Below are 19,131 nucleotides of genomic sequence, written 5' to 3' on the forward strand. Positions count from 1 at the left end.
CCCCACCAGTGCTGCAGACCAATCAGCAATTTTCCCTGGGGCATACCGCCAAATTTTTCCAGGTCCACGAGCGCTTGATACTCTCCACGACCCGTGTAGGCGAAGGCGTCTCCTTGTGCAAAGGGTGGCGGAACCGGTCGATTGATTCCCCCACCAACACCGAAACCAAACTGAGTGATATTACCACCAATGGTGATTCCCTGCTCCTGCAGACGCGGACGCAATCCGTTCCAGTCACCGGTCAATGTCGGGCGATTCCACAGCGAATCGAACCGAGACTGGCAGAAGGAATCACCAACGTTGCTGTTTGCAGGGGTTGGTGCAGCGTCCGAGTTGGGTGCAATCACAATCGATTCAGGTTGAACCGGGATAGAGCTGGCTGAGGCGTTATCCAGCACGCCCTGTGCCTGGGCTGCGGAGAAGCCGGCGGCGATGCAGCTTGAAGCGAGTAACCAACGAAAGGCATGCATTTTCGGGATCCATCCATGGAATCGAAAAAAGTGGGGAAGTTAGCTAATTCATCGTCTGCCCCACGGGATCAACCCTTGCCGTTTTAGGATAAACAGGACGTTACCGTACATTAAGGGACTTTGAACAGTCGATGGAACCGGCACAATTGTTATGCACGGAGGGTACGATGTACTCGCGTAAATCGTTTATTTCCGCATTGGCGATAATGCTAGGATGTGGAGTTCAGGCAGCACCCGCTCTGATAATGTCTTTCCCCTGCTGCCTGGGTGCCATGCTCACCCCCTAGGTGAGCATGGTAAGTGTGGTTGGACACCGTATCCAAATTCACCATGCCCGCCTTGAGGGCGGGCATGGCACTTTAGCGCCTCCGCAGCAGTTACGTTGCGTTCGTCTTCCTGACCGACATCTGATCGGATCATGTCCGCCCTTTTCCAACACGCTCACGACCGATCTCCTGCCTAGCCGCTGTTGGTGATTTGATACCAAGTCCTGCAACCCGATACCGAGGGGCCCACCCTCATCCAAAGGACAGTTACAGACCTACAAAGTGCTGACACACCATGTCGTCTTCGTGAAGCACAGTACTGGCAAACGATGGCGTCCGAGCTTATAATTTACAAATCACGCTGATACATCGTGAGATGACACCGACCTTTTTAAAAGCTTCCTCTTCAGAGCATGTCATGCGGTTTACTCTGTCGTCCTTGGTTTTGATTCTGAGCATAACGGTAGCAACGGCTGACGTATCAGCGGCTGACGAAAAGGTGAATTGTCAAAAGGGCCGGTGTTCGGTCCTTTTCCCTGCCAAACCCAAATTGGAATCATCGAAGAATAACGAGCAGTATGTACTGAGCGAGGACAACGGCAAGAAAGGCTATGTACTGAATGTCAGCATGTTCAATTCCAAGATCAATCTCCAAGACGAAGAAAAAGTGAAGAAGGCTCTCGACACGGCCTATCTGGGAACCAAGGCTTCTCTCGGAGGAACAAAAGCGAGCAAGATGCTCAAGAGTACCATTGGCACAGATAAGCTGCCCACCCGTTATTATGAGTTCACCCTTGATGATGGTGGCATCTACTACACCCGACATGTGCTTCGAGAAGATTGTCTCATTCAGATCACCATCTCGGGTCCGCTCGTTTGGGCCAAGGGGGAACAGGCGCAGGCGTTCATGAAGTCGCTCAGGGTGGAGGCGGGTAAGTAACGAGCAGAAACGGTGTGAGTTCAGGTAGCATGAAACTATGAAAGGAGGTCGATCGGGTACTGAGAGTTCCTGGAGACCGTGGTAGCATCGAGGTAGTTCAAGCCCTCAACCCTCCACACCAGGAGCAACTCATGAAGTACGTCGGCATCGACCTCCACAAGAAGACTAGCGTTATTTGCATCGTCAATAAAGAGCGAAAGGTGCTGCAGCGACACAAATTTCACAACAGCGACATGGCCAGGATCGCCCAGTTCTTCCGCGAGTTGGGGCTGTTCAAGTTCGCTGTCGAAGCGTCGGGCAGTTACGAGTGACTGGTGAAACTACGCGCCGGGTGCCCTGGTTTGGTCGTACTCGACCTGACTAGGACAAAGCCATCATGTTCCCCGGCATCGTTAGTTGCAGTTCCTGCAAACGATGGCACCCGAGCTCCTGCCATCATTCAGCACACCTTGACTGTGGGGACGACGCTCGTCCTGACGGAAAACATCTCGACTTCGATCGGATACGCCTATGGTTTCCCCAATTCGATCTCGGGGTCAGTGGAACAACTCCCCAACGCCCGCGTGGGGATCGATATGGAGAGCCATGCACTGCTCTTCAACCTGCAGATCAAGTTTGGTTGTCCCTGGGCTATGAAGCAGGCCGCTTGTTCGACCTGCACTCCATAAGCCAGTTGCGTATTTGAGGTAAGGTGTGTTTATTCCCATCAAGCGACTCCGTCAGGAGTCGCTTTTTCGGTTATACGCCCAGCAAGATGACGTACCTGTCGGATAGCGCTGAGAGCACCAGGTGTACTGGCTCCTTTGAAGCCAGGTTGAAACCAGACCACCTGCGGAAACGAATATGTTACCCATGTTTCAATTGAAACAGCATACAGCTGAAATAATTTGAGTTCGCAAGAATGCATAGTCTCAACAGAGTTTATTCGAAAGCGCCTGGTCCCTGATGAATCACAATGCATTTTCTCCTTCTGCGTCCTCTGGGGCAATCCATGGCTACCAGGTTATTCCGCTGACTGATTTCGATAAGGCTTACCAGTTTTTCCCCATTTCCATGGTCGATTGGAACAGATCTCCCGTGGTACATTCCAGGGGAGAATGCAATTCGTCCTGGGCAAGACTTCTCGAGTTGTGTTTGCGGATAGCAATCAGCAGGTATTGATGCGGGGAGACGAAGCTTCCGGGTTGATGGCGATTTATCCGGTGCTGGCCCAGAACGCTACCAGCCTCTGGCGCGGGATTAGACTCGTTCCGGGCCAGGTGGTGGTACACGGCCCCGGGACTCATGTCAATCACCTTACGGGCAAGCAATCCAGTAGTTATGGCATCTATTTGCATCCTCAGGAATTGCAGGATATTGCGTGCAAACTCCTCCATACCGAACAGCTTATCTTTCCCCGGGGTTGGTCCGTAGCCTCGGTGAATCCGGCCCATTTCGACAGATTCAACCAGGTCATCAAGCATTGGGTTACCAACGTTGCAGCTTACCCGGGTATCGTTCAGACTATCGAAGGTATGCGTCTCGAAAAAGAACTACTGCGCTCACTCATCAACATGCTTTTTCCAGAAGTTAACTACAGGAAAGATCTCTCTTATTCCAGCAGGATGCAACTTGTCTCCAAGGCGGAAGAGTTCATGAGGGCCAACCTCGGCAAAGCCATCGGCAGCGTTGATCTCTGCAAGGAACTGTCAGTGAGTGGTCGAACTCTGCGACTGGCGTTCCATGAACGCTATGGTCATGGGCATATGGCCTTTTTTAAGGTGTTGCGTCTGAACAAGGTGCGCGACTTGCTTAAACAGGAAGAAACTGCTTCTGTCAGGGATGCTGCGAACACTTTGGGCTTTGTCCATCTTGGTAACTTCGCTGCTGATTACTTCCGTCACTTTGGAGAGTTGCCGAGAAATACCTGGAAACGTAACGACCAGGGTAGCCGCTGACTTTGGTGAAGATGAAGCTATCGTTGAGATTTTGCCAATTTTGGATATTCGGGTATTTAATGATTTACAAGCATCAGTGAGACTATTACGTTAAACTCGTGTCCACATCGTTTTTTGAAGCGTTCGATCTATTAATCGACGGTTGAACTCACTTCGCCATTACACAGTGGGCAAACACTTACAGTTGCACTACGTGGAGGGCTTTATGCTCAGTCGATCGAAGTTTGCGACCTTCGTGCTTTTGGCCGTGGGAGCAGTCCTGGGTTGGGCTGCCGGGGCCGGGCATCTCAGTTTCAATAATCGCGTTCAGGCGGCGTCGGACAACCGCTCCACTATTCCGGCAGTATCACCGTCGGATGACGTTTCATGCTGCAGCCAGGGAACCAGCCCGGCACTCGCGATCATGGCCCACAACAACAAAGTGATGGCCAGGAGCGCTCAGGATGGCAAGAAGCCCAACATCTGCATCATCTGGGGTGACGATATCGGCTGGAACAACCCCAGCGCGTACCACCGTGGAATGATGGGCTACCAGACTCCCAACATTGATCGCGTCGGCAAGGAAGGTGGATTTTTCACTGATTGGTACGGTCAGCAATCCTGCACGGCAGGTCGAGCTGCCTTCATTACCGGCCAAAGCCCCTTCCGCACCGGCTTGCTCAAAGTGGGCCTGCCCGGAGCCAAGGAAGGTCTTTCCGACAAGGACCCCACCATCCCAGCCCTGCTGAAGAATCACGGCTACATGACCGCCCAGTATGGCAAGAATCACCTGGGCGACCGCGATGAGCACCTCCCTACCAACCACGGCTTCGACGAGTTCTACGGCAATCTGTATCACCTCAATGCTGAGCAGGAACCCGAACATCCCGATTACTACAAGAATCCACAACTCAAGAAGATGTTCGGACCACGTGGCGTCATCAAGTCCTTCGCGAATGGGCAGATCACCGACACTGGTCCTCTGACCATCGAACGCATGAAGACCGTTGATGAAGAAGTCACCAAAGGTGCCCTGGATTTCATCGACCGCGCTGTGAAGGCCGAGAAGCCCTTCTTCCTCTGGTGGAATTCCACCCGGATGCACATCTGGACCCACCTGAAGAAAGAGTCTCAGAATGTGACTGGATTGGGTGTTTATCCGGACGGCATGGTCGAACATGATGGACACGTCGGACAGTTGCTTGACAAGCTCGACAAGCTGGGTATCGCCGACAACACGATTGTGATGTACTCCACCGATAACGGTGCCGAATGCTTCTCCTGGCCCGATGGCGGCAGCACCCCATTCCGCAATGAAAAGAACTCCAACTGGGAAGGTGGCTACCGCGTGCCCTGCATGATCCGCTGGCCGGGCGTTATCAAGCCTGGCACGGTGTTTAATGGCATCTGCTCGCACGAAGACATGCTCGTGACCCTGCTGGCGGCAGCTGGTGAACCGGATGTCAAGGAAAAGCTGCTCAAGGGCCACAAGGCGATCGGCCGTGATTACAAGGTCCATCTCGATGGCTACAATCTGATTCCCTACTTCAAAGGCGAAGTCAAGGAATCTCCACGCCGCGAGTTCTTCTACTGGACCGACGACGGCAGCCTGTGCAACCTGCGCTACGACCGCTGGAAGATCGTCTTCATGGAACAGCGGGGCCACGGCCTGGAAGTCTGGCAGGAACCTCTGGTGACCCTCCGATTCCCGAAACTGTTCTGTCTCCGCACTGATCCGTTTGAACGGGCCGACCACGAAGCTGGCGACTACAACCGCTGGCGCGTCGATCACGCCTTCGTACTGCTGCCGGCCGCTGCCTTCGTCAGCCAGCACCTGGAGTCGTTTAAAGCGTTCCCACCACGCCAGAAGCCAGGCAGCTTCAACGTGGATGCCATCCTCAAGAAGTTGCAAGAAGGTGGCGGTGCGGGACATTAAGCGAATCGGAGCGACCGCTCTGTTCCTCTACTGCCTTGGAAGTGAGCGAATAACCATTACGTGGCCCGGTTGCCAACCGGGCCACGTTTGCCATCTATGTCGTACTTCGCAAGTTAGTCCGGTTAAGAGATATGAGGTTGCCAATGAATCCTACCACTCAGCCTCTTCAGTCATTCTTCACGAAGACGGTCAAGCCGTTTTTCCTGTTCACCGGTGCGGGAACCGCTCTGGTGGGGCTCTATGCGTTCGCGCCGGCCTGGACGATGCCCAACATCGGCAAACTCCCCTACCTGCAGGATTACACCATCATCATCCAGCATTGGGGCATCATGGTTTGCCTCATGGGCGTAGCCATGATGGCGGCGGCTGTGGTACCCGCCTGGCGACTGCCCATTTTCTTGTACAGTGCAATCGAGAAGGCGTTCATGGTGTGGCTCGTGGCATCCAACGCATCCGAGCCGTTCGTGAACGGGTTCTGGGTCCCGTTCGCACTCGACTCGACCGTAGTACTTTACACCATCGGCTACTTTGCTGTCTGTGGAATTCGTCCTGCCGAAAGCTCCACACAGAAGAATTGATCTCTCAGACTGGCTCGGGTGCCATTGTCTGCCGGTATGTCCGGCTGACTATGCTGCGGGCATGGAATGACTCAACAGAACAATTGCCTATTGCATTAGCCAAGCACAGATTGGCACTCAGTACCGTTGAGCATGCGACTATCGAGCTACCCCCACCGTGGGACGGGTTCCGATTGATTGGAAGATGCTACCCAACAATCCACGCTGGTAGTACAACTAGACCGCTTTCGCGTGGTCACAGCATAGTCAGGTAGCGGCGATTCTTACTTTTCCAACTCAGTGCCGTCATTCCAGATATGCCTAAGACTATCATTGCCCAGCTAGCGGGTTCCGGTACGACGGCGACCACGCTGATGTTGTCAATCATGTAAGAATGATCGGAGCCGTTTCGTTCAGCCTCAAACGCTATCAGATGACTGGAACTAGTTGCAACGAAATTGACGGTGAAGGGAGTCCAGGTCGCTCCAGGATTACCGAGTTGAAGGAGGGTATTCGAATCGAGCAGAACGCCAAAAGAATTGGCTGGATTGCCGAGAGCAACGTGAATCTGATAGTCACCGGTTACGGTGTACGATTGCCCGATAGACAATCCAGTAATGGTTTGTTCAATCCTGGGATCCGGAAAAAATCCATTCTCATTGAGAGTAAAGCAACCGCCAGGGTTGCCACCCGTGGCAGCCCAGCCACCACTTCCGATGGTCGAACTTGTCCAACTGCCACCCGTACCATTACTGGGCACGCTGTCATTGAACGTCCCATTGACGACAAAGTTTTGAGCAAAGGCGGTAGTCGAAAGCCAACAGGAGAAGAGTAATGTTGGCATGGTAGCTCGGATCAGTCTGAGCATCGTTATCTCCTGCATTTGGTGGTTTGGATTTTTCCCTATGAGAAAGTAAGCGAGGTTTAGCGAAGTTTCCCCCGGAACCGCTTGGAGTTTTTTCAAATCACTGATCCACGATCTGTTCGAGTTTAGACTGCTCGACCATCCTTGTAACTCGGCTCGGGTGGCTCTGTTTTACACCATGGTTGCCGTGTCACGGCTTCACGTACTCGTGAAGCAATGCCACCCATCCGCTCGCGACGGACGCTGGTACAGCAAAAACCACACATTTCCTCTATGCAAACGTAATATTCCGCGTACAGATCAGCGTAGAATACCAATATTCGGCGCAAGTCTTTGGCATCACAACGTCTTCGAGTTAGACTGTAGTAATGCGTGCAGTGGGGGGCATTCATGAAACTTCATCGTAGACTTCTCGTCTTATGCCTGTTCACAGGGGCATCGGTATTACTGGCAGCCAGTGGGCAGGAACCTGCTCCACCGGTGCCACCGGCTAAACCTCCGGTCGATGCCCCGGCGGAATTGCCTAAGGGAATGCAGGTAGAAAACCGTGGGCCGGTGCATGAAGCTTTTGCCAACCCCGGTGCCAGCGTGCGCGGGGCAGCAGATACATCTTTTGCACCGAAAGCACCGCCTCCACCCGTTCCTGAATTGCCGCCTGAGGAAAAACCTTCAGGCGATAATGTTTCCTGGATTGGTGGTTACTGGCAATGGGATGTCGAGAAGAAAGACTTCATCTGGGTCTCCGGTTTCTGGCGTAACACCCCTCCAGGCCGAGTCTGGTCACCGGGTGAATGGAAAGTGGAGAATGGCCAGCACCGCTATATCCCCGGCTACTGGAAACCGAGCAACGAAAACAGTTGGCGAGTTGATTTGCCTGAACCACCCAAGTCGGTGGAAGAAGGTCCGAATGTTCCAGCACCACACGGTGATGCCATCTGGATTCCGGGGCACTGGGTCTTCCGCGATGAAAAGTATGTCTGGCAGCCTGGCTACTGGGGTGAAGTCGAAAACAACATGCTCTGGAACCCCGGGCAGTACAACTACACCGGCAACGGTTATCGCTATGTGCCGGGCTACTGGGATTATTGTTTCGAAGACCGTGGCTTGCTCTATGCTCCTGTTTATTTCACTGAACCACTATGGTTGACACCTGGCTGGCGATTCTGCCCGACCTTCGGCATCAACATTGGCTTCGGCGGCGGATGGGGCTGTGGCTACGGTGGATTCTACAACAACCTCTTCATCGGACCGGGGTATGGCAGTTTCTGGTTTGGCAACTTCGGTGGACCACTCTGGTGGGGCGTCGGCTATCGGCCCTGGTGCTGGACTGGCGGTCGTGGGTATTACAACAACTGTTTCCGGCAATACTGCTGGCTTAACCGAGGTAATCCAGGCTGGCGAAACAATATTCAGCAGAATTTTGCTGCCCGCAGCCTGGGGGTAATTCCCGGCCCAGGCCGACAACTCAACCAGACAGCACTGGGACGCAATGTTGCAGGCAGAACCGGAGTCAACCAAACGACTGTGAATAATGCCACGAATCTGGTTAGCCGGATTGGCGGCGAACGTGCCGGGCAGCAATTCAACGACCGGCTGCAGCGTGGCCGGGCCATTCAGGATGTCAACCAGGCCTTGAAGCAGACCAGCAGCAATACTGTGGTGCAGCCTGCGAAAAATGTGTTGCGGAATCAGGAAGTTGCCCGCAATCTGCCTTCGCCGGATAGTGTTCGGAAAACTCCTGGGGCAGCTTCTGCAAATCGAGCCAACACCACTGGAGATTTAAGCTCCGCCATTCGTTCAGCAGCGCTCAATCGCAATGCAGGCGATATCGCCAGGAACCCGACTACTACTGCACGGCTTCCTTCGAGTCGACCCAGCCTGGCGGGCAATTCTGAATCGGTTTTGCGAAGCCAGATTAACAGTGCTATTCGCAATGCCCCTGCAGATCAACTAAGCCGAGGCAGCGTGAGCCGATCTTCAGATGGTTTACGCTCTACGGGCGATGCGGGCCGTGGTGTGGGAGATACCATCCGACGCTCTTCGTCCAGCTTTGATGGTATTCGTGATTCAGCACGTTCGCTTGACAGCTCCATGTCCCGTTCCTCACGCTCGGTTCCCGATACAGGCCGCTCGATGTTGCCACCAAGTGGAGGCAGCTCCAGCACACGTAACATGCTTCCCTCCACGGGCAGCAGTCGGGGCAGTTTTAATCCCGGATCATCCGGCAGTATTGGCCGCGGCAGCATGGGCGGCAGCAGCATGGGAGGTTCTCGCGGTGGCTTCGGTGGGGGCAGCATGGGTGGCTCGCGAGGCGGCTTCGGCGGCGGTGGTGGCGGCGGAGCACGTGGAGGCGGGGGCGGCAAACGATAACCATTTCCTTTAACCCTCCCGGCATTCAACTACGGGAGGGTTCTTTGTTTCCCTCCAGACTGTCATTCAGGTGCAGGCCAATTTCTGCCAGCTTCATGCGCAGTGCGTTGACTTGCGAAGCATGCACCAGCAAAACACTTGGCCCCAGTCGTTCCAGAATCAGGTTGCGTATCTCGGGCCATTGCATCATACCATCGGCCTGCTGTTCACTTTCCGTTCGAAGAATGAGTACCTGTTCCAGTGGCACCTGATTCGTGCTGCGGTCTGACCAAAGCAGTCGAGCCGAGTGGGGCAGGGGCTGTCCGGTTCGCTGCCCAAACCAGTCGCTCAGAAAACGGAGGCTCAGCCCCTGTGTGCGAGCCTGATCGAGTGTCTGATAGGTAATGCGATAGAGCCTCTGATCATTGACTACTGAAGGCTGGGTGAAGCGAAGCAGTTCGGTTTCGAGCAACAGATCGGCCCGTGCCGGGTCCACCGTCAGCGTCACACCATCTTCTGCAACATTGACACACTGCGTGGGGGGCAGGGTGTAATCGCGTGTGCCCAGTGTGCGAAAATGGCGGTAATCGAGATCATCTTCCTGCTCGATGAGCAGATAACGATCCGCCAGCACCACACCTTGGAAGCCGCGTGCCAGCGCTTCATCGAGATCAGCCTTGGTGAGAAATTCGAGCAGGTTGACACCCTGGTACACGGTCAACCTGTCGCGCTTGGCGGCCCAGGTACGCAATGCCTCCACCACATTTCCCGGCGGTGGATGCACACTATGCTGGTCCAGCAGCGAGCTGATTGATTCAAAGCTGTCGCCTACCTCCATGCCCCGGTGGACACTGTGCTGATCGAGTGTCAGCATGCAGGCGGTGCCCTGCGTTTTCCAGGTAGCAGCCTGGCTGAGCAGGGCAATCATCTTTGGATTCAGACCTTGCCTGTAGGCTACCATCTCCATGTTGGGTTGAATGAGCAACGTCTTGGGGAACTCTTGAACAGCAAGTGGTTCCTTCGTGCTGAGTACTGCTCGCCCTGCCTGTGACAGGCGGACGGCATGTTTGCCTGGTTCCAACTCGCAGCTTTGCACCAGCCGCAGCGGGTAGAGAATGCCCAGCAGTAACGTCTGCACGGCATCAGCCAGTTCAGGCGGATGTTCCAAAGGCGACCAGTAGCAATGATGCTTCACCAGCCAAGCTGCAAGATCAGCCGGAGTTGTCCATTGGCCCGGCTCCAGCCGCTGCAGTAAGCCGAGCACGACGATGAACGCAGACGACCAGGGATGGGCACCCGCAGAGACGCCGCACCAGCCATCTGTCACAGACCAGGAATGCAATTCGCTCCACACGCTTACCATGTGGGTTAATGCGGGTTTCCAGCCCTGCAGCCAACTAACAGGATAACGGGATCGCTTGACCTGAAGATCATCCAGTTCGAGCAGGCCCAGTCCCAGCCCCAGAGCAACCACGGCATGCCCCTGCTGGGGTAAAGTCACTGCTAGATCGGCAACAGACTGATTGAGAAGGGCATCTTCCATCAGGCGATCATGGTCACGTTTGAAGAATGCTCCCTGTTGCGTGAGCCGGGCGGGTGCATCATGCAGACTTTGCCAGGCTGCACCCAGTCGAAGAAACCAGTCCAGCCCATCGGCTTCCCGTGGAGTCCCGGGTGGTGTTGTTGAAAGTGTTGACAGTTCTGGCAGCGATTTCCAATACCCTGCTGCTCGAGACAGAATCTCGGGATCGATCAGGATGCGAAACTGGTGTTTTTCTCCCTGACCGAGCCATTCTTCAAAACTGCTGATGCGGCTACGCTCTGCAGAAGGGGCTGCAATCACCATGCCTTGCAGGAACAGTTCCTCGACAACTTTCAACCCATCGCTGGTTGCCTGTGCTCCATCATCCTTGAGGCAACTGACCAGTTCGAGAAGAGTCCCCATTCGCCAGGTATGACGTTTGCCGAGGTGTAACAGGGACAAAAGGGTACGAGCGCTTTCCGACAGTTCACGTAGGCGACGATCCACCTGAGGCGGATTCTGTGGCCAGGCAATCAGCTTCTGCCTGAGTTCAACGAGTGGCAGTTTCTGGCGCGGCTTGATGGCCTCCGACGCCACCTTGCGGAGCAACGCTTCAGAATAGCCTTCCCAGGCCAGGGCCACTGCAGCAGTGTCCCAGCCTGTGTCACTGGTCAGCAGATCGTTCAGAGGATGACTCCCCAAAAGCTATCAGCTGTCAGCTATCTGCTGTCAGCTATTTGGTAATCAGTTAATGTATGTCCGCAACAGTTGATTTTCTCTACATCCATCAGCTTTATTACCGATAGCTCCCTTTTCTACCCCGCCAGCCGCAGTGCCTGGGCTTCGCGCCAGGCGACAATGCTCACACCATAACGATCTGCCATATCGATGACTGCTTCCCGATCCAGCACAATGGTCTTGCCTGCTTCGATAGCCAGCGTGGTTGCACCGGCTTGAATCACCTGATCAATGGTATAGAGGCCAATGGTGGGAACATCAAAACGCATATCCTGCTGAGGCTTGGCAACTTTCACCACGGTGAAACCACCTGCCGGGCACAAGTCTCCAGCACGTTTGATGCAGGCATCGGTGCCTTCGATGGCTTCAATCGCCAGTACTGCTTTTTCCTTGACACACACGCTTTGACCGATATCCAGGCGGCCCATTTCCTTGGCCATTTCCCAGCCGAAGGAAATGTCTGCCATTTCACGTGCCGTGGGCTGTCGGCGAGTCAACACACCTTCGGGTGCCAGCAGATCGGGATAGAAATCGAGGGCGGAGCCGAACTCCATGCCATCCCGTTTGAATTCAGCGATCATGGCGAGTAACAAGGTATCGTCCTTTCTGTCTCGCAGCGAACGGTTGTACCAGAAACGGATGCAGCGCAGGTCAGGCACCAGGCTGAGTATTCGCCACGGGGCAAAGAGCACCTTGTGCTTGTGAATCTTGCCGCACATGACAATCTTCTTGCACCCGGCCTGCTTGAACAGGCGGATGATGCGGCCCAGCTTGGCTACACCAGCCCAGGCAAAGTCATCGACCTGCTGAGCCAACTGTGGATCTGCTTCATGCTTGATGCCGACGCAGAATACTGGTGTACCCAGGGAGCGTGCCTTTTCCGCCACCACCAGCGGAAAGCGTCCCCAGCCTGCCAGTAATCCTAATGGTGCATTACTGCGTTGCATGACTTACCCCGTCATGCCCAAATGCTGTTTGATTTTGCGGACATCCTGCCGGAGTTCGGGCAGCTTATCCAGGCTGAGCAGAATGACCTTGGCATCTCGCTCGGGCCTTGCTGGTGCACCGAGCACTCGTGTCTTGGCAGGAATATCGCTGGGCACACCGGCCTGGGCGCCGAGAACCGCCTGATCGCCAATGTGAACATGATCCGCCACGCCGACCTGGCCAGCGATCACCACATAGTCGCCGGTAGTGCTGGAGCCGCCGATACCCACCTGGCTGACGAGCAGGTTATGCTTGCCGATGCGACAGTTGTGGCCGATCTGCACCAGGTTATCGATCTTGGTGCCTTGTCCCACACGGGTTGGTTCAAAGGTGCCTCGATCAATCATGCTGCCTGCACCTACTTCCACATCGTCGGCCAGTTCCACACCGGCGAGTTGCGGAATCTTGACATGTTTGCCTTTATCGAGACGGTAGCCAAACCCATCCGCACCAATGACAGCATGCGAGTGAAGGATAACGCGATGCCCCAGTGTGCAGCCATCATACACCACAGCCTGTGGATAGAGGATGCAGTCATCACCCACTTTGCACTGCCTGCCGATGGTGACACCCGGATGGAGTTTGCATCGGTCGCCGATGATGCTCCCTGCACCCACGACGGCATACGGCCCGATGTAACAGCCTTCACCAATCTGGGCAGTGGGATCGATGACCGCACGCGGATCGATGCTGCATTCCAAGGCAGGCAACTCAGGATGGAAGTGCTGGTAGATTTTCAGAAAGGCAGAAAAGGGATCAGCCACTTCGATGACAGGCAGATCGTTGTGCCTGACGCCCGGCTTGGCCAGCAAGGCTGCAGCGCGCGTCTGGGCCAGGTTGCGCTGTTGGCGGTCATCGGCAACAAAAGAGATATCGTGTTCACCAGCATCGAGCAGTGCCCGAGCACCGGTGATAGGCGTTTCCGCCGGGCCGATGAGTGTGCCGCCAACCATCTCGGCAATCTGGCTGATGCGCAGTAAAGGGAGTATCGTCGCCATGGGCACATCCTTTCGCCCTGGTGTGGAAGAAAATGTCGATGAATCGTGCCTTAGCCTAAACCAAGGAGAGAAAAGGGGCAAGGGGAACTGGCTGTACCCTCAACAAAGTGCCCAATAGGTTATGCTTTAAGAGGTGTGTTAGCCCGGATGCACAAACGATCTGAGGGTACACAGCCATGAAACCAAAAAGTGATCAAGACCCAAGCGGAGTACGAAGCTGCGATGGCGCGCGTCGAAGAAATTTTCGATGCCAAGCCAGGCACACCGAAAGGTGATGAACTTGAACTGCTCTTGCTACTGGTGGATAGTTACGAAGAGAAAGCTTTTCCCATCAACCTACCCGATCCTGTTACAGCCATCCGCTTTCGCATGAATCAGCAGAATCTGAAAGCGAAAGATCTCGTTCCGTTTCTGGGCAGCAAGTGCAAGGTCTCGGAAGTGCTGCATGGCCAGCGTGATCTGAGCCTGACTATGATCCGTAAACTGGTAAACGGTCTGGGAATACCGGCTGAAGTGCTGTTGCAGGAAACAGCCGGGAAACTTGAATCAAGGAAGCAAGTGAAGTCAAGCAAATGCCGAGCAACTACGACTGCTCGGCGATGAAGACTTTGCCTTTCAGTGATCACCGCTTCGGCTGATTCCGCTTCTCCGTGAACCGCTGATAGGATGAGGAAAGCTCATCGGGTACATCGGTTGCGGGGTCGATGATCTGCTCGGTGGTGCGACGGCCGCTGGTCAGTGTTTTGCCCGGTCCCTGATCGGATTGCTTGCCAGTACCTCGCACGCGCTGCAGTTGCTGGTTCTGCACCATCTTGAGCGCTTCTTCTTTCGTGAGATTCAGTTCCTTCATCTTGTCCGCCAGTTTGCGGTCGATGTCGCCTCGCTTGAGTTTCTCTGCCAGGCTATCGAGCGCCAGTTCTCGCTTGCGGGCAGCTTCCTGGTCGACTTCCTGCCCTTTCTGATCATCCTTGGCCGCAGCAGGCTTGGCATTGAAGTTCGATTTCTCGGGTGCACGGTTATCCTTGGAAACCTGTTCGAGAATCTTGCTCAGATCACCTTTGTCCTGCGGATCGGTGCCTTGGCCACTGCCAGGCATGCCTTTATCTTTGCTGGTTTTCTCGCTGGGTTTGTCTCCCTGTTTATCGCCCTGTTTTTCGCCAGGCTGTTCAGCGGATTTATCACCTTGCTTTTCGTTCATATCTCCCTTGTCGCCCTTTTCGCTGCCTTGCTTATCGCCAGCCTGTTTATCACCCTTCTCGTTGGCTTGCTTATCTCCCTTTTCACTACCCTGCTTGTCACCCTTTTCGTTCTTGTCCCGAGACTCTTTGTCACCTTTTTCGTTCTTGTCTCCAGACTGTTTCTCTGATGCTTGTTCGCCGGTCTGCTTATCGCCCTTCTCGTTGGCTTGCTTATCTTCCTTTTCATTACCCTGCTTGTCACTCTTTTCGTTCTTGTCCCGAGACTCTTTGTCACCTTTCTCGTTCTTGTCACCAGACTGTTTCTCGGACGATTGTTCGCCGGTCTGCTTGTCACCCTTCTCGTTGGCCTGTTTATCGCCTTTTTCACTGCCTTGCTTGTCACCTTTTTCGTTCTTATCACCAGACTGTTTCTCGGATGATTGTTCGCCACTCTGCTTATCGCCCTTCTCGTTAGCCTGCTTGTCACCCTTTTCACTGCCTTGCTTCTCGCTGGCTTGCTTGTCACCTTTTTCGTTCTTGTTACCGGATTGCTTATCTCCCTTGTCACCCTGCTTTTCGTTCATATCGCCCTTATCACCTGACTGTTTGTCACCTTTTTCGCTCTTGTCGCCAGACTGCTTCTCGGATGACTGTTCGCCACTCTGCTTATCGCCCTTCTCGTTAGCCTGCTTGTCACCCTTTTCACTGCCTTGCTTCTCGCTGGCTTGCTTGTCACCTTTTTCGTTCTTGTTACCGGATTGCTTATCTCCCTTTTCTCCCTGCTTTTCGTTCGAATCACCTTTATCGCCTGACTGCTTGTCAGACTTATCACCGGACTGCTTGTCACCTTTTTCGTTTTTGTTGCCGGATTGCTTATCTCCCTTTTCTCCCTGCTTTTCGTTCGAATCACCCTTATCACCTGACTGTTTGTCACCCTTTTCGCCAGTTTGCTTTTCCGACTTCTCGCCTGATTGCTTCTCGCCCTTCTCGCCAGACTGCTGGTTGCCTTTCTCTCCCGACTGTTTCTCGGATTTCTCACCCTGCTGTTTGTCACCCTTATCACCCTGCTGATCTTCATTCTTCTCCTGCTGATTATTCTCCGGCTGCTGCTGTTCTCTTTCCTTCTTCTGCTGTTCGTGCTGCTGCTTCTGTTTATCAGCCTGCTTCTGCTGCTCGTTGCGTTGTTCCTGGTTGGCTTCACCCTTGAGCTTCAGTCGAATCAACTGCGATACCCCTACCTGGGCCACAGGCTCGGAGGTGTCAGCAGCTTCCACTACCATTTCCACGATGGTGCCCGGCTTGAGCTGGATCGGCTTGGCATTTTCTGACTGGTTGTCGTACGTCAGCTTGCTGAGATCAAGCGTTAACAGGAAAGGAACCGGCGGCGAGGTAAAGCCATTAGCTTTCTGCAGGTTCTTTTCCATGGGAGCCTTTCCCACGAAGTACAGATCGCGGCCATCCGATGTTTTCAATTTGAACGAGACCTGCCCGACAGCTATATCATCATGGGCAATGCCCGAGACAGGCAGCACCGCATTGGCTTCCACTTCAAGCTCGTTCTGATCCTTGGCCAGCGTGGTGTCCTTGATCTTCTGGATTTCCACGCGCGGCGCCAGGTTGCTGGTCACTTCGAGAGGATACTTGGGAGACAATCCCGTCAAATTCTCCGGACTGACCAGTGCAAGCTGGTAAAAGAATTTTTGCTTCTTATCGTCCTTACTGACATAGCCGGGAATCAGTCGCAATGGCTCAGCCAGTGCCAGCCGGTTGTCATCCGATTTGTTAACCGGCCGAACCAGCTTGATCGTCTGTCTGCGGTTGGCAATGATGCGGCCATCATCTGCCATCTGTTCTTCAATCACTTCGAGTTCGCCGGAAGCAGCAGGGCGATCTGCGGTAACTTCCAGGTCGACTACGGTATCCTGAATGGCACGAATAGGACCCATGCCCTGAATCGTTGGCCGTCGTTTGGTGTACGCAGGATAATTCAGCTTCACTTCCAGGTCGCTGACCGATGGTGGCACGCGTGAGACCACCACGAGCTTGAACTTACGAGTCATGCCATCGTTGGCACGGAACCAGAATTCAAAACCATCAACAGGGATATCGCTGCTGGAAAGGGCCACGCGCCACGGCTGGGAACTGTCGCCACTCTTATCCTGTCGAAGCGGCTTGACCATAGGCAGTCTGTCGCCTGCAGCCTGCGATTCCATCACCACTTCTTCGGGTATCTTGCCGTGGGTCAGCACGCGGAATTCTACCGGCTGGCCTCGTTCCACCATTACTTCCCGGATGGGCATGGTGCTGACATCTTCTTCGGGCACCGGTTCCTCTACCGGCTTGAGTACTTCCAAGCGGGTATGGGTGGGGATAATCGTCGATTTGAACGGGAACAGCGCCCGCTTGAACAGGCTGCCGATCTGATCGGGCAGTACGAATGCAACGAAAATGATTGCCAGCAGAATCACGCCCAGAATAATGCCCGTGCGAATCGGCTTACGGGTGGGGATCGCTTCTTCCATATTGGCAGAATCGAGTTCATGTACGGCACGTCGGCTGAGAGAGTCGCGCACGATGGGATTGATCTTTTCATTACGCAGATCAAGCCAGTTGATAATGCCATTTTTGCTGCCCGGCGTCGCTTTTTCGATCATGCGGGCCGTGTAATACGGATTGATATGCTGAAGCAGCGGATAGGCAATCTTCCAGCCGATGAAGGCCAGAGCGCCGATACCTGCCACTGCCCACAAAGCTTGCCTGACGCCATCCTTTAAGTGGAGCCAGTAATCGAGGCCGATAATGATGAGCAGATAAGTGAGCACGCCACCTGCGAGCAGACAGATGGAATAGATGGTGTCTACCGTACGCAGGCGTAGTTGGGCACGTTCCAGTTCACGTTCCACCAGTTGTGGCCGCTGACTGGCAGGCCGGGCTTTGCTGCGGATGCGAGGTAACTGTGCAGACTTGCTCATAACCACCTCAAACGACGGGCATATGGATTATACCTGAATGCTGACGTTTCGTACCGCAAATAGTGTCTTTCATCCCTCTTTTATTGGCTCATTTCACTGCAATGGATGTTCATCCGTACAGAATAGAAGTGAAAAACCGGGGAGAGCCTCCCTCATTATTAGTGTAGCTGGTTACCCTTGTGGCATGGCATCATAGAATCTAATCACACCTTTTTTCTGCGAAAGGACTGTTTGCATGTCCTTATTCATATGGTTTACGACTGCCTGCCTTTTTCTTCCGGTTCAGGATGCTGCACCGGCCAAAGAGGATAAGGAAGACGTTCTCCCCAAGCCCAAGAAAGTGGAAAACCCCGCTTCCTCCGGCGAAATAGACAATGCCATCAAACGCGGCATTGCCTACCTGGTCGATCATCAGAATAAAGATGGCTCCTGGGGCGATGCCCGCAATACCAAAGACCTGAATATCTACGCACCGACGGCAGCTTCGCATCTGGCTTACCGGGGTGGCTGCACGGCTCTCGTAGTCTGTGCCATGTGTGAAACAGCCACCGGCGACCCTGCTGCTGTCAAAGCACTCGAAAAGGGGGAACAGTGGATTTTTGAAAAGCTGCCTCATCTTCGTCGTGATACCCCCGATGTCATCTACAACATCTGGGGCCATGCCTATGGCATCAAGGCATTGGTGCGCATGCACAAGCGATTGCCTAACGACAAGGAACGGCAAAAGAAAATCGAAGCCGCCATCGCTCACCAGATTGATCTGCTGGGACGGTTTGAATCGGTCGATGGAGGCTGGGGGTATTACGACTTCAAGGCAGGTACACAAAAGCCTGCTACCGATGCCACCAGTTTCATCACTGCCACGGTGCTGATTGCTCTCAAGGAAGCGGATGAGCTGGGTGTCAAAACTCCCGAAAAGCTGATTAAGCGTGCCGTTGCTTCGATTGAACGACAACGCAAGAAGGACAACAGCTATCTGTACGGCGAATATTTGAAGTATAAGCCCATGATGCCGATCAATCGACCGGCAGGCAGCCTGGGCCGCTCACAGGCCTGCAACCTGGCATTGAAACTCTGGGGCGATAAAACTATCGACGACACCGTCTTCAAGACTTGGCTCGATCGACTTTATGCTCGCAACCTCTGGCTCGACATTGGCCGCAAGCGACCGGTGCCTCATGAAGCCTACTTCCAGATCGCAGGCTACTTCTTCTACTATGGCCACTACTATGGCGCACTCTGTATAGAAGCCCTGCCCGAAAAAGACCGGCCTTTCTATCAGGAACATCTCGCCAAAGTGATGCTGCCATTGCAGGAAAAGGATGGATCGTGGTGGGATTACCCGCTTTACAATTATCATCAATCGTACGGCACCGCTTACGTTCTGATGTCACTCAAGCGGGCACAGAAGAAGTAGCTTCGAAGAACTGGATGTCG

General features: G+C 54.1%; 13 protein-coding genes and 1 pseudogene. 8 read left to right on the forward strand and 6 right to left on the reverse strand.

Translation table 11 applies throughout. The annotated features are described in order from the left end of the window. The coding region (locus tag JNJ77_04635) for a hypothetical protein (protein MBL8821853.1) at positions 1-470 on the reverse strand (470 nt) is incomplete at its 3' end. A gap of 684 nt (positions 471-1,154) precedes the next feature. Between JNJ77_04635 and JNJ77_04640 the strand changes: the two genes are divergently transcribed. From JNJ77_04640 to JNJ77_04660, 5 genes are all read left to right on the forward strand, one after another. Continuing rightward, complete coding sequence (locus JNJ77_04640; GenBank protein MBL8821854.1) at positions 1,155-1,676, forward strand: hypothetical protein; 522 nt, start codon at positions 1,155-1,157, stop codon at positions 1,674-1,676. A gap of 131 nt (positions 1,677-1,807) precedes the next feature. Beyond that, the gene (locus JNJ77_04645; GenBank protein ID MBL8821855.1) at positions 1,808-1,987 is read left to right on the forward strand and encodes a hypothetical protein; all 180 of its coding nucleotides are present in this window, start codon (positions 1,808-1,810) and stop codon (positions 1,985-1,987) included. A 786-nt stretch (positions 1,988-2,773) separates the two neighbouring features. Further along, positions 2,774-3,613, forward strand: coding sequence for a helix-turn-helix domain-containing protein (locus JNJ77_04650; GenBank protein MBL8821856.1), 840 nt, complete (start codon positions 2,774-2,776; stop codon positions 3,611-3,613). A gap of 403 nt (positions 3,614-4,016) precedes the next feature. Next, positions 4,017-5,528: an arylsulfatase gene (locus JNJ77_04655; GenBank protein MBL8821857.1), complete on the forward strand. Its 1,512-nt coding sequence runs from the start codon at positions 4,017-4,019 to the stop codon at positions 5,526-5,528. Between the two features lie 143 nt (positions 5,529-5,671). Next, positions 5,672-6,106: a hypothetical protein gene (locus JNJ77_04660; GenBank protein MBL8821858.1), complete on the forward strand. Its 435-nt coding sequence runs from the start codon at positions 5,672-5,674 to the stop codon at positions 6,104-6,106. 235 nt (positions 6,107-6,341) lie between these two features. Here the strand turns inward: JNJ77_04660 and JNJ77_04665 are convergent, their stop codons facing one another. Beyond that, positions 6,342-6,953, reverse strand: coding sequence for a PEP-CTERM sorting domain-containing protein (locus tag JNJ77_04665; GenBank protein MBL8821859.1), 612 nt, complete (start codon positions 6,951-6,953; stop codon positions 6,342-6,344). A 387-nt stretch (positions 6,954-7,340) separates the two neighbouring features. Here JNJ77_04665 and JNJ77_04670 point away from each other — a divergent pair, with 387 nt between their 5' ends. After that, positions 7,341-9,320 (forward strand): YXWGXW repeat-containing protein, encoded by a 1,980-nt coding sequence (locus JNJ77_04670; protein MBL8821860.1) that lies wholly within the window; start codon positions 7,341-7,343, stop codon positions 9,318-9,320. A 25-nt stretch (positions 9,321-9,345) separates the two neighbouring features. Here the strand turns inward: JNJ77_04670 and JNJ77_04675 are convergent, their stop codons facing one another. The 3 genes from JNJ77_04675 to lpxD form a co-directional block, all read right to left on the reverse strand. Then, positions 9,346-11,523: a hypothetical protein gene (locus JNJ77_04675; protein MBL8821861.1), complete on the reverse strand. Its 2,178-nt coding sequence runs from the start codon at positions 11,521-11,523 to the stop codon at positions 9,346-9,348. 113 nt (positions 11,524-11,636) lie between these two features. After that, positions 11,637-12,506, reverse strand: coding sequence for a UDP-2,3-diacylglucosamine diphosphatase LpxI (lpxI, locus tag JNJ77_04680; GenBank protein MBL8821862.1), 870 nt, complete (start codon positions 12,504-12,506; stop codon positions 11,637-11,639). A 3-nt stretch (positions 12,507-12,509) separates the two neighbouring features. After that, positions 12,510-13,544, reverse strand: a complete 1,035-nt coding sequence (gene lpxD, locus JNJ77_04685) for a UDP-3-O-(3-hydroxymyristoyl)glucosamine N-acyltransferase (GenBank protein ID MBL8821863.1) — start codon at positions 13,542-13,544, stop codon at positions 12,510-12,512. Between the two features lie 222 nt (positions 13,545-13,766). Here lpxD and JNJ77_04690 point away from each other — a divergent pair. Further along, positions 13,767-14,072, forward strand: a pseudogene (locus JNJ77_04690) (transcriptional regulator). Positions 14,073-14,166: 94 nt separating this feature from the next. On the opposite strand, the gene JNJ77_04695 reads toward JNJ77_04690, so the two are convergent. Then, positions 14,167-17,694 (reverse strand): hypothetical protein, encoded by a 3,528-nt coding sequence (locus tag JNJ77_04695; protein MBL8821864.1) that lies wholly within the window; start codon positions 17,692-17,694, stop codon positions 14,167-14,169. A gap of 235 nt (positions 17,695-17,929) precedes the next feature. Here JNJ77_04695 and JNJ77_04700 point away from each other — a divergent pair, with 235 nt between their 5' ends. Continuing rightward, a complete protein-coding gene (locus JNJ77_04700) occupies positions 17,930-19,111 on the forward strand; it encodes a terpene cyclase/mutase family protein (GenBank protein ID MBL8821865.1) in 1,182 nt (393 codons plus the stop codon). The last annotated feature ends 20 nt before the right edge of the window (positions 19,112-19,131 follow it).

Source organism: Planctomycetia bacterium, assembly GCA_016795155.1.
Taxonomy (GTDB): Bacteria; Planctomycetota; Planctomycetia; order Gemmatales; family HRBIN36; genus JAEUIE01.